This window comes from Saccharothrix coeruleofusca (assembly GCF_014648515.1).
GTDB lineage: Bacteria > Actinomycetota > Actinomycetes > Mycobacteriales > Pseudonocardiaceae > Actinosynnema > Actinosynnema coeruleofuscum.
Genome location: NZ_BMRG01000003.1, coordinates 56,964 through 67,892 on the forward strand (window position 1 = coordinate 56,964; position 10,929 = coordinate 67,892).

The following is a 10,929-nucleotide window of genomic DNA, read 5'->3' on the forward strand; positions in this document are numbered from 1 at the left end:
GAAACGTCGGTTGAGGCTTTTGCCGCGAAGCGGGACGACATCGCGGTAAAAGCCTCAACCGGGGGTCAGGCGTTGTCGGCGGGCTGCCAGAGCACGTCGCCCTCGGGGTTGGCGATCCGCGCCAGGATGAACAGCAGGTCCGACACGCGGTTGAGGTACTTGGCGGGCAGCGCGCTGGTCGTCTCCGGCTCGGCCTCCAGCAGCGCCCACGTGCTGCGCTCCGCCCGCCGGGCCACGGTGCGGGCCTGGTGCAGCAGCGCCGCGCCGGGGGTGCCGCCGCTGAGGATGAACGAGTCCAGCTTGCCCAGCCGGGCGTTGAACTCGTCGCACCACCGCTCCAGCCGGTCCACGTACGCCTGGGTCACCCGCAGCGGCGGGTGCTGCGGGTCCGGCACGACCGGGGTGGACAGGTCCGCGCCCACGTCGAACAGGTCGTTCTGCACCTTGCGCACCACCGCGACGACCTCGGGCTCCAGCGAGCCCAGCGCCAGCGCCACGCCGAGCACCGCCCCGGTCTCGTCCACGTCGGCGTAGGCCGCGATGCGCGGGGAGGTCTTGGGCACGCGGGAGAAGTCGCCCAACCCCGTCGTGCCGTCGTCCCCCACGCGGGTGTAGATCTTCGTCAGGTGAACCGCCATGACGGCACCCTACGGGCCGCCCGGCACTGTCCCGATTCAGTCGCTCCGTAGGATGACGCCATTCCAGATTGGAGTTCCTTGGTGAGTGAGCACTTCCGGGTCCAGGGCGGTGCGCGGCTGGTCGGCGAGGTCGACGTGGTGGGCGCCAAGAACAGCGTCCTCAAGCTGATGGCCGCGGCGCTGCTGGCCGAGGGCACCACCACGATCACCAACTGCCCGGAGATCCTGGACGTCCCGCTGATGGCGGACGTGCTGCGCAGCCTCGGCTGCGAGGTGGACATCGACGGCGACGTGGCCACCATCACCACGCCCGCCGAGCTCAACCACCGCGCCGACTCCGAGGCGATGGGCAAGCTGCGCGCGTCGGTGTGCGTGCTGGGGCCGCTGGTGGGCCGCTGCAAGCGCGCGGTCGTGGCGCTGCCCGGTGGCGACGCGATCGGCTCGCGCCCGCTGGACATGCACCAGAGCGGCCTGCGCAAGCTGGGGGCGCGCAGCGAGATCGAGCACGGCTGCGTGGTCGCGGAGGCCGAGGGCCTGCACGGCGCGCAGATCTGGCTGGACTTCCCCAGCGTGGGGGCCACCGAGAACATCCTGATGGCCGCCGTGCTGGCCAACGGCACCACGGTCATCGACAACGCCGCGCGCGAGCCGGAGATCGTCGACATCTGCGTGATGCTGCAGCAGATGGGCGCCCGGATCGAGGGCGCGGGCACCTCGACGCTGACCGTGCACGGCGTGGAGTCGCTGCGGCCCACCGAGCACCGGGTGATCGGCGACCGGATCGTGGGCGCGACGTGGGCCTTCGCCGCCGCCATGACCCGCGGCGACATCACCGTGCGCGGGGTCGACCCGCACCACCTGGACCTGGTGCTGGAGAAGCTGCGGATGGCGGGCGCGGAGGTCACCACCTCCGGCCACGACACCTTCCGCGTGGTGCAGCACGACCGGCCGCAGTCGGTGGACTTCGTGACGCTGCCCTACCCCGGTTTCGCCACCGACCTGCAGCCGTTCGCCATCGCGCTGTCCAGCGTCTCCGACGGCACCTCGATGATCACCGAGAACCTGTTCGAGGCGCGGTTCCGGTTCATCGAGGAGATGGTCCGGCTGGGCGCGGACGCCCGCACCGACGGCCACCACGCGGTGGTCCGGGGCGTGGAGAAGCTGTCCAGCGCGCCGGTGTGGGCCTCCGACATCCGCGCGGGCGCGGGGCTGGTGCTGGCCGGGCTGTGCGCGGACGGCACCACCGAGGTCTACGAGATCTTCCACATCGAGCGCGGCTACCCCGGTTTCGTGGAGAACCTGCGCAAGCTGGGCGCGACGGTGGACCGGGTCACCGCCTGAGCAGCAGCCTGGCCTCGGCCAGGTCCGCCGGGAACACCATCAGCCGGTGCGCGCCGCCCCGGCTGACCACGGTGGCCCGGATGCCCGCGGCCCGCAGGCGCCCCGCCAGCGCCTGCGCGGCCTCGGCGGTCGGCTCCTCGGCGACCTCGCGGAGCAGGCCGAAGTCGTCCCCGGTGTAGTCCGGCACGGCCCGCCGGTCGTTGCCGAACGCCCAGCGCAGCACCAGGGCGAGCAGGCCCAGCAGCACCGCGAGCAGCAGGAACGTGGTCACGCGGTAGATGGTCCTCCAGGACCGATCCAGTGAGCAACGGCACGGTGCGCGTTAGTTACCGTTCAGTACGCTCTGGGCGACGACGACGACGTTCCCGGCCATCGGAGGTTGCCGTGCCCTACCCGGCCGACCGCGAGCGCGACCGCCCCTGGGTGATGCGGACCTACGCGGGCCACTCCTCCGCCGCCGCGTCCAACGCCCTGTACCGGCGCAACCTGGCCAAGGGGCAGACCGGCCTGTCGGTGGCCTTCGACCTGCCCACGCAGACCGGCTACGACCCCGACGACGAGCTGGCCAGGGGCGAGGTCGGCAAGGTCGGCGTGCCGATCAGCCACCTCGGCGACATGCGGCAGCTGTTCGACGGCATCCCGCTGGCCGAGGCGAACACCTCCATGACCATCAACGCGACGGCCATGTGGCTGCTCGCGCTGTACGTCAGCGTCGCCGAGGAGCAGGGCGCGGACCGGGCCGCGCTCGCGGGCACCACGCAGAACGACATCATCAAGGAGTACCTGTCGCGGGGCACCTACGTGTTCCCGCCGGGACCGAGCCTGCGGTTGATCACCGACGTGGTGGCCTGGACGGTGGCCAACGCGCCCAGGTGGAACCCGATCAACATCTGCTCGTACCACCTGCAGGAGGCCGGGGCGACCCCGGTGCAGGAGCTGGCCTACGCGCTGTCCACCGCCATCGCGGTGCTGGACTCGGTGTTCGACTCCGGGCAGGTGCCCGCGGAGCGCCGCGGCGACGTGGTCGCCCGCATCTCCTTCTTCGTCAACGCGGGCGTGCGGTTCGTCGAGGAGATGTGCAAGATGCGGGCGTTCGTCCAGCTGTGGGACGAGATCACCCGCGACCGCTACGGCATCGCCGACCCCAAGCACCGCCGCTTCCGCTACGGCGTGCAGGTCAACTCGCTGGGGCTGACCGAGGCGCAGCCGGAGAACAACGTGCAGCGCATCGTGCTGGAGATGCTGGGCGTGGCGCTGTCCCGCGACGCCCGCGCCCGCGCGATCCAGCTGCCCGCGTGGAACGAGGCGCTGGGCCTGCCGCGCCCGTGGGACCAGCAGTGGGCGCTGCGGATGCAGCAGGTGCTGGCCTACGAGACGGACCTGCTGGAGTACGAGGACATCTTCACCGGCTCGCGGGTGGTCGAGGCCAAGGTCGCCGAGCTGGTCGCCGGGGCGCGCGAGGAGATCGACCGCGTGCAGGCGATGGGCGGCGCGGTGGCCGCGGTGGAGTCCGGCTACCTGAAGTCGCGGCTGGTGTCCTCGCTGGCCGAGCGCCGCCGCCGGGTGGAGACCGGCGAGGACGTCGTGGTGGGGGTCAACCGATTCGACACCACCGAGCCCTCGCCACTGCAGGCCGAGGGCGCGAACGCGATCGAGACCGTCGACCCGGCCGTGGAGCACCGGGCGGTGGAGGCGATCCGCAAGTGGCGGGCCGAGCGCGACGACGCGGCCGTGCAGTCCACTCTGGACGAACTGCGCGCGGCGGCCCGCAGCGACCACAACCTGATGGAGGCCACCATCGCGTGCGCGCGTGCCGGGGTCACCACGGGGGAGTGGGCGGGGGCGCTGCGCGAGGCGTTCGGCGAGTACCGCGCCCCCACCGGGGTGTCCGCCGCGTCGGCCTCCGGTGAGGTGGGCGCGGAGATCGCGCGGGTGCGCGAGCGGGTCCGCGAGACCGGCGAGGAGCTGGGGGAGCGGCTGCGCGTGCTGGTCGGCAAGCCGGGCCTGGACGGGCACTCCAACGGCGCCGAGCAGGTCGCCGTGCGGGCCCGCGACGTCGGCTTCGAGGTGGTCTACCAGGGCATCCGGCTCACCCCGGCGCAGATCGTGGCCGCCGCGGTGCAGGAGGACGTGCACGTGGTGGGCCTGTCGATCCTGTCCGGCTCGCACCTGGAGGTCGTGCCCGCCGTGGTCGACGGGCTGCGCGAGGCAGGCGCCGGGGACATCCCGGTCATCGTCGGCGGGATCGTCCCGCCCGGCGACGCCGAGAAGCTCCGCGAGCGCGGCGTGGCCAGGGTCTTCACCCCCAAGGACTACGAGCTCACCCAGATCATGGACGAGATCGTCACCGTCATCCGCCAGGCGCACGCCCGCTGACCCCGCGAACCGAGCGTCCGGGCACCACCGACCGAGCGTCCGGACAACGCGAACCGAGCGTTCAGGCGCGGCCGAGGACCTCGGCCGTGGTGGTGATCTCGGCGAAGCCGCCGCCGCGCAGGTTCACCGCCGTGGCGTGGGCCAACTGGTCGGCGGTCAGGTCCTCCAGGTCGAACGTGAACGTCGCGTCGAGCACCACCCGCACCCGGTAGCCGAGGTTGCCGCCCACCCGCGCGGTCGTCTCGACGCACATGTTGGTCTGGATGCCCGCCAGCACGATCCCGGTGATGCCGCGCTCGCGCAGCCACCCGTCGAGGTCGACCTCGCCGTGGAAGGCGGAGTTGACCTCTTTGCCGAACACCAGGTCCGCCGCGAGTCCGTCCACTTCGGACTTGAAGGCGTTGCCGGGCCGCCCCGGCCGCAGCGGCGAGCCGGGGGTGGTGGAGTCGTGCCGCACCAGCACCAGCGGCCCGTCCCACCCGGCCGCCAGCGCGGCGATGTTCGCCTCGGCGTCGGGGTTGTCGCGCTTGCCCCAGTAGGGGTCGTCGAAGCCGCGCTGCACGTCGATCAGGATCAGAGCGGAAGTCATGCGGTCGAGTCTGGGCCGCCGGGGGCGGCGCGGGGGAGTGGCACGACTGGCGCGCGGGGATACTTTTCCGCCACTACTCCAGCCGTGCCGCGCGCACGGGCGAGCAGGTGATCGACACGGCCTGGCCCGCCAGCCCGGCCACGGCCACCCACACCGCGACCTGGCTGCCGAAGACGTCGATCAGCACGCCGCCCAGCGGGGCCCCGAGCACGATCGCGCCCCGGTTCAGCGACCGCATCGTCGCGCTCGTCCTGCCCAGCAGCCGGTCCGGCGTGACGAACTGGCGGTAGGCCAGCTCGACCGGCCCGGACAGGCCGATCGCCAGGCCGAACAGGAACTGCGCCCCGCACAGCAGGACCAGCCCCCGCGCGTCGCCCCCGGCCCACGGCAGCGGCAGGTAGGCCAGCGGCGTCAGCCACCGCTCCACGACCACCACCCGGCCCGCGCCGAAGCGCCGCGCCGCCGGTCCGGACAGCGAGGCGCCGAGCACCGCGCCGACGCCGCTGAGCGCGTAGGCCGTGCCGAGGGCGAAGGTGTCGAAACCGAGGTCGGCCAGCACCAGGTACGGGAAGACGGTGACCGCCACGCTGTTGAACAGGAACCACACGTGCGAGTTGATCGCCAACGGGGCCAGCGTCCGGTGCCGGTACAACCACGCCAGCCCCTCCCGCAGCTCGCGGCCGAGGTGCCGGGATGGCGCGGGGGCCACCCGCTCCGTCACCCGCAGCGTGGCCAGCACGAGCCCGGACACCAGGTAGGACACCGCGTCCAGCAGGATCGCGACGGGCGCGCCGACCGCCTTGACCAGCCAGCCGCCGACCACCGGCCCCACCGCCTGGGCGACCGCGCCCACCTGCCCCAACCGCGCGTTGGCCTCGGTGAGCAGCGACCTGGGCACCAGGCGGGGCAGGAACGACTGGTGCGCCGCGTCGTACACCAGCGACAGCGCGCCGAACACCGCCACCAGCGCGACCAGCAGCGGGACGGTCAGCAGCCCCAGCACCGCCAGCAGCGGGATCAGCCCGAGCACCGCGGCGCGGGCGAAGTCCGCGCCCACCAGCACCGGGCGGCGCCGGTAGCGGTCCACCAGCACCCCCGCGACCAGCCCGAACAGCAGGTACGGCAGCCAGCGGGCGGCACCGAGCACGCCCACCTCGGTGCCGGAGGCGCCCAAGTCCTCGATGGCCAGCGCCTGCAACGCCAGCGCGGTCACGTACGTGCCGAGCAGCGACACCGCGTCGGCCGCCCAGAAGCGGACGAACCCCCGGTGGTCGCGCAGCCGAACCTCCGCCATGTTCCCCCCGAGTCCCATCATCGCCCGAGCGGTTACCGTCCCGCCATGCGCGTCGTGGGTGTCCTCGTGCTGCCCGGCAGCCGGATGTTCGACCTGTCCGTGGTCGCCGAGGTGTGGGGCGTGGACCGGACCGACTCCGGTGTCGGCCCGTTCGAGCTGCGGGTGTGCGCGCCGGGGCGGGCGGCCACACCGGTCGCGCCGCTGGGCGTCGTCCCGGCCACGCACGGCCTGGCCGGGCTGCGGGACTGCGACCTGGTGGTGGTGCCGGGACGGGAGGACCCCTTCGCGCCGGTGCCCGCGAGCGCCGTGCGGGCGCTGCGCTCGACGACGGGCGCGGTGGCGGCGCTGTGCTCGGGGGCGTTCACCCTGGCCGCCGCCGGGCTGCTGGACGGCCGCGAGGCCACCACGCACTGGCGGCTGCTGGACGACCTGACGCGCGCCGCGCCGCGAGCGGAGGTGCTGCGCGACGTGCTCTACACCGACGGCGGCGAGGTGTTCACCTCGGCGGGGGTGGTGGGCGGGCTGGACCTGTGCCTGCACCTGGTGCGCCGGGCGCACGGCGCGGACGTGGCCGCGGCGCTGGCCCGGCGGCTGGTCATGCCGCCCGCCCGTGAAGGCGGCCAGCGGCAGTACGTCGAACCCCCGTTGCGCGGCAATGCTCCCCGCGCGGGCTTGTCGTCCACTGTGGACTGGGCGGTGGCCAGGCTGGCGTCTCCGATCGGGGTGGCGGAACTGGCCGCGCACGCCGGGATGAGCGAGCGCACGTTCCACCGCGCTTTCCTGGCCGCCACCGGCAGCACGCCGGGCCGGTGGCTGCGGGCGCAGCGCGTGCTGCTGGCGCGGCGGCTGCTGGAGACCACGGACCTGCCGGTGCACCGGGTGGCGGAGCGGTCCGGTCTTGGCACGCCCGCCAACCTGCGCAGGCGGCTGCGCGACGAGCTGGGCGTGGCCCCGGACGCCTACCGGCGGACCTTCCGGGTGCCTACCGCTTCGTGACCTCGACGACGCCGCCCTGCCCGTCCACCAGCAGCCGCGCGCCCAGCGGCGCGGACAGCGCCACGCGGTAGGGCTGCGTCCGCAGGTCCGCCGTGCGGGGGCACCCGCCGAGCTCGCCCGCCGTCCGCAGGCCGACCGCCACGCTGGTGGCGGACTCCGCCACCACCGCCTCGGCGGTCACCGGACCGTGGCCGGGACACGCCTGAGGCGCGGCGAGCATCGTCACCTCCAGCTCCAGGCCGTCCTCGGTGGCGGTGTACATCGAGGGGCGCGCGGGCCACACGGCGCTGGGCGCAAGCGCTTGCCGGGCCAGTGAGCTGCCCGATTCGGTGGTGAACCGCCACGCGGGCAGCTCCAGCGCGCCCCGGTCGGTGCGGAACCGCGCCGTGCCGAACTCGGCGCGCACCAGCTTCACCGGCGGCCGGTCCGAGGGCCTCGACATCGCGGCCACCGCTTCCGCCGCGCCGATCAGCGGCAGCGCGCCGGGCTCCGGTGTCGCGGGAGGCGGACCGACCAGCTCGTAGCGCCCCGACAGCTTCTCCTCGTTGGATGCGAAGCCGCGTTCCACGGCCAGCGGCTCGCCGAGCAGCACGATCGGGCGAGGGTGGCGGTCGACTGGGAAATCCACCGGTCGCAGTGGCGCGGGGGTTGTCGTCCGCCCCGTCTCGGAGGCGTTCACCCCGCACCCGGCCAGCAGCAACACGGCCAGCAGCAGATGCGCTCTCACGTCCCCAGGACGGATCGCGCGCCCCGGTGGGTTGCGCCTACGGTTCGGACATGCCTGAGCACATCACCGCCGAGCGCACGGGTGACGTCGTGCGCATCACCATGAACCGCCCCGAGCGGCGCAACGCGCTGTCCACCGCGCACCTGGCGGAACTGCTGTCGGCGTTCCGCGCGGTCGCCGCGACCGACGCCAGAGGCGTCGTCCTGGCGGGTGAGGGACCGGTGTTCTCCGCGGGCCACGACTTCGCCGACGTCGCCGCGCGCGACCTGGAGGGCGTGCGGGAGATGCTGACGCTGTGCACGGAGCTGATGCGCACCATCCAGTCCGTGCCGCAGGTGGTCGTCGCACGGGTGCACGGCCTGGCCACGGCGGCGGGCTGCCAGTTGGTGGCCTCCTGCGACCTCGCGGTGGCCGCGGAGGAGGCGGGGTTCGCCCTGCCGGGCGGCAAGGGCGGCTGGTTCTGCCACACCCCGGCGGTGCCGGTGGCGCGCAGCGTGGGGCGCAAGCGGCTGATGGAGATGGCGCTGACCGGCGACGTCGTGGACGCCCGCACCGCCGAGCGGTGGGGGCTGGTCAACCGCGTCGTGCCGCTGGCGGAGCTGGACGAGGCGGTGGACGAGCTGCTGGCGCGCGCCACGCGGGGCAGTCGGGCCAGCAAGGCGCTGGGCAAGCAGACCCTCTACGCGCAGCTCGACCGCCCGGAGGCGGACGCCTACTCGATCGCCGTGGAGGTCATGGCCGCCGCGTCCCAGACCGCGGCGGCCGAGGAAGGCATGTCCTCGTTCCTGGAGAAGCGCCCACCCACCTGGACCGACTGACCCCCAACCGCGTCGGCAAGTACCACCCGACGCGCCCAGCGGGGCCGCTGGCTACTACCCGGCAGCGCACGCGCCGCACGAACGTGGAACTCAGGGGTTCCGGGGGTTCGACTCGCGGGAGAGCAGCTTGTAGAACACGGTCGTCGGCTGGAGCACGCCACCGGGGTCGGTCGCGAAGTCGGGGATCACGCCGACCTCGGTCCAGCCCGACGACCGGTACAGCCGCTCGGCGGGCGAGCCGGTCTGGGTGTCCAGCACCAGCAGCGTGACCCCGCGCCCGACGGCCCCCCGCTCGGCCGCCCCCAGCAGCGCACCGGCCACCCCGCGGCCGCGCGCGTCGCGCCGCACCATCAGCTTGGCGATCTCCGCGCGGTGCCTGCCGTTGGGCATGGCGGCCAGGTGCAGCTGCACGGTGCCCACCACCCGGCCGTCCACGCACGCCACCCACAGCACGGCCGCGCCGTCGGCGACCGGGGCCGCCCGGCCGCGCCAGTACGCCAGCGCGTCCTCGCGCCGCAGCGGCGACAGGAAACCCAGCGACGCGCCGCCCGCGACCACGTCGTCCAGCACGTCGGCCAGTTCCCCGGCGCGGGCGGACACCTCGGCGGGGGTCAGTTCCGCGATCTCGATCACGGCTGGGCGTGCTCGTGCAGCAGCAGCAACGTGTACGCGGCGATGGACTGCGCGTCGGTGATCTCGCCGCGCGTGATCATCGCCTCGAACTCCGCGCGGGGGAACCACGCCGAGCGCATGTCCTGCTCCTCGTGCTCCCGCTCGTGGAAGCCCTCGACCAGCTGGGTGGCCAGGAAAACCCGGCCGCGCTGGCTGGACATGCCCGGCGCCACGTCCAGCAGGCCCAGCTCCACCAGCTTCCCTGCGCGCAGCCCGGTCTCCTCCCGCAGCTCGCGCTCGGCCAGCACCAGCGGGCTCTCCTCGGCCAGCTCCGGCGCGGTGCCCTGGGGGAACTCCCACCGCCTCATGCCCAGCGGGTAGCGGTACTGCTCGACCAGCCGCAGCCGCTCCCCGTCCAGCGGGATGATCAGCGCGTAATCCGGCTTGTCCACCACGCCGTAGATCCCGGTGCTGCCGTCCGCCCGGCGGATGGGGTCCTCCCGGACCGTCATCCACGGATTGGCGTACACCTGACGCGATCCGAGCGTTTCCACGATCACTCTCCCTGTGCCAACTCCGAGCGCCGCCGCCCGTAGCCGAAGTACACCACCAAGCCCGCGACCGTCCACACGCCGAAGGCGATCCACGTCGCGGGAGCCAGACCCGCCACCAGCAGCACGCACATCCCCAGCCCCAGCAGCGGCACCAGCGGCACCAGCGGCGTGCGGAACCCGCGCGGCAGGTCCGGGCGGGTCCGCCTGAGCACCACCACGCCGACGTTGACCAGCCCGAAGGCCACCAGGGTGCCGATGCTGGTGGCCTCGGCCAGCTGCCCCAGCGGCACCAGCGCGGCCAGCACCGCGACCGCCCCGCCGACCAGCAGCGTGTTCGCCGTCGGCACCCGGCGGGAACCCAGCCGGGCGAACAGCTTGGGCACCAGGCCGTCGCGGGCCATCGCCACCAGCACCCGCGTCTGTCCATACAGGACCGTCAGCACCACGGAGGCGATGGCCACCACCGCGCCCGCCGCCAGCACCGTCGACGGCCAGCCGCGACCGGTGACCTGCGCGAGCACGGCGGCCAGCGAGGCGTCCGAGCCCTCCAGCGGCCCCACGCCCACCGCCGCGACCGCGGTCAGCGCCACCAGCACGTACACCGCGGTGACCACGGCCAGCGAGATCACGATGGCGCGCGGCAGGTCGCGCTGCGGGTTGCGGGCCTCCTCACCTGCGGTCGACGCCGCGTCGAAACCGATGAAGGAGAAGAACACCAGCGAGGCCGCGCCGGTGATCCCGGCGACCCCGGCGGGCGCGAACGGGGCCAGGTTCTCGGCGCGGAACCCGAACACCGCCACCACCACGAAGAACACCAGCACCCCGACCTTCAGCAGGGTCGCGGCGGTGGTCACCGCGGCGCTCTCGCGCACCCCGCCCAGCAGCACGGCGGTGGCCAGCAGCACCACCACCGCGGCGGGCAGGTTCACCACCTCCCCGGACAGCGCGGCGGGCAGTTGGACGCCCAGCGTGGCGTCCAGGAAG

Annotated in this window: 12 protein-coding genes; 4 read left to right on the plus strand and 8 right to left on the minus strand. The window is 73.7% G+C overall.

What is annotated here, in order from left to right; all coding sequences use genetic code 11:
* Positions 1-65: 65 nt before the first annotated feature.
* Positions 66-638, minus strand: a complete 573-nt coding sequence (locus IEZ00_RS08665) for a cob(I)yrinic acid a,c-diamide adenosyltransferase (protein ID WP_189222670.1) — start codon at positions 636-638, stop codon at positions 66-68.
* 81 nt (positions 639-719) lie between these two features.
* On the opposite strand from IEZ00_RS08665, the gene murA reads away from it, so the two are divergent.
* Entirely contained in the window at positions 720-1,979 is a 1,260-nt protein-coding gene (gene murA / locus IEZ00_RS08670) for a UDP-N-acetylglucosamine 1-carboxyvinyltransferase (RefSeq protein WP_189222671.1), read from the plus strand.
* On the opposite strand, the gene IEZ00_RS08675 is transcribed toward murA, so the two are convergent.
* Complete coding sequence (locus IEZ00_RS08675) at positions 1,969-2,250, minus strand: SPOR domain-containing protein (RefSeq protein ID WP_229795324.1); 282 nt, start codon at positions 2,248-2,250, stop codon at positions 1,969-1,971. The genes murA and IEZ00_RS08675 overlap by 11 nt on opposite strands.
* Positions 2,251-2,363: 113 nt before the next feature.
* On the opposite strand from IEZ00_RS08675, the gene IEZ00_RS08680 reads away from it, so the two are divergent.
* Positions 2,364-4,355, plus strand: coding sequence for an ethylmalonyl-CoA mutase (locus IEZ00_RS08680; RefSeq protein ID WP_189222672.1), 1,992 nt, complete (start codon positions 2,364-2,366; stop codon positions 4,353-4,355).
* Between the two features lie 61 nt (positions 4,356-4,416).
* Here the strand turns inward: IEZ00_RS08680 and IEZ00_RS08685 are convergent, their stop codons facing one another.
* Both IEZ00_RS08685 and IEZ00_RS08690 read right to left on the minus strand, forming a co-directional pair.
* Positions 4,417-4,944 carry an isochorismatase family protein gene (locus IEZ00_RS08685; RefSeq protein ID WP_189222673.1) on the minus strand — a complete coding sequence of 176 codons (528 nt, stop codon included), beginning with the start codon at positions 4,942-4,944 and terminating at the stop codon, positions 4,417-4,419.
* A gap of 73 nt (positions 4,945-5,017) precedes the next feature.
* Positions 5,018-6,238: an MFS transporter gene (locus tag IEZ00_RS08690; protein WP_189222674.1), complete on the minus strand. Its 1,221-nt coding sequence runs from the start codon at positions 6,236-6,238 to the stop codon at positions 5,018-5,020.
* A 45-nt stretch (positions 6,239-6,283) separates the two neighbouring features.
* Between IEZ00_RS08690 and IEZ00_RS08695 the strand changes: the two genes are divergently transcribed.
* Positions 6,284-7,234 carry a GlxA family transcriptional regulator gene (locus IEZ00_RS08695; RefSeq protein WP_189222675.1) on the plus strand — a complete coding sequence of 317 codons (951 nt, stop codon included), beginning with the start codon at positions 6,284-6,286 and terminating at the stop codon, positions 7,232-7,234.
* Here IEZ00_RS08695 and IEZ00_RS08700 read toward each other — a convergent pair.
* Complete coding sequence (locus IEZ00_RS08700; protein ID WP_189222676.1) at positions 7,221-7,961, minus strand: hypothetical protein; 741 nt, start codon at positions 7,959-7,961, stop codon at positions 7,221-7,223. The two genes, IEZ00_RS08695 and IEZ00_RS08700, sit on opposite strands and share 14 nt — an antisense overlap.
* A 50-nt stretch (positions 7,962-8,011) precedes the next feature.
* On the opposite strand from IEZ00_RS08700, the gene IEZ00_RS08705 reads away from it, so the two are divergent.
* Positions 8,012-8,779, plus strand: coding sequence for an enoyl-CoA hydratase-related protein (locus IEZ00_RS08705; protein ID WP_189222677.1), 768 nt, complete (start codon positions 8,012-8,014; stop codon positions 8,777-8,779).
* Between the two features lie 90 nt (positions 8,780-8,869).
* Here IEZ00_RS08705 and IEZ00_RS08710 read toward each other — a convergent pair whose 3' ends face one another.
* From IEZ00_RS08710 to IEZ00_RS08720, 3 genes are all read right to left on the minus strand, one after another.
* Positions 8,870-9,412, minus strand: coding sequence for a GNAT family N-acetyltransferase (locus IEZ00_RS08710; protein ID WP_189222678.1), 543 nt, complete (start codon positions 9,410-9,412; stop codon positions 8,870-8,872).
* Positions 9,409-9,945: an NUDIX domain-containing protein gene (locus IEZ00_RS08715; RefSeq protein WP_189222679.1), complete on the minus strand. Its 537-nt coding sequence runs from the start codon at positions 9,943-9,945 to the stop codon at positions 9,409-9,411. Before IEZ00_RS08715 ends, IEZ00_RS08710 begins: the two co-directional genes overlap by 4 nt.
* Before the next feature lie 2 nt (positions 9,946-9,947).
* On the minus strand, positions 9,948-10,929 hold a 982-nt coding region (locus IEZ00_RS08720; RefSeq protein WP_229795326.1), incomplete at its 5' end, for an APC family permease.

What these genes read in the sequence shown, in the direction of transcription:
- IEZ00_RS08665 (WP_189222670.1), bottom strand. Translation starts at nt 638, where the DNA reads ATGGCGGTTCACCTGACGAAGATCTACACCCGCGTGGGGGACGACGGC.
- IEZ00_RS08685 (WP_189222673.1), bottom strand. Translation starts at nt 4,944, where the DNA reads ATGACTTCCGCTCTGATCCTGATCGACGTGCAGCGCGGCTTCGACGAC.
- IEZ00_RS08690 (WP_189222674.1), bottom strand. Translation starts at nt 6,238, where the DNA reads ATGGCGGAGGTTCGGCTGCGCGACCACCGGGGGTTCGTCCGCTTCTGG.
- IEZ00_RS08695 (WP_189222675.1), top strand. Translation starts at nt 6,284, where the DNA reads ATGCGCGTCGTGGGTGTCCTCGTGCTGCCCGGCAGCCGGATGTTCGAC.
- IEZ00_RS08705 (WP_189222677.1), top strand. Translation starts at nt 8,012, where the DNA reads ATGCCTGAGCACATCACCGCCGAGCGCACGGGTGACGTCGTGCGCATC.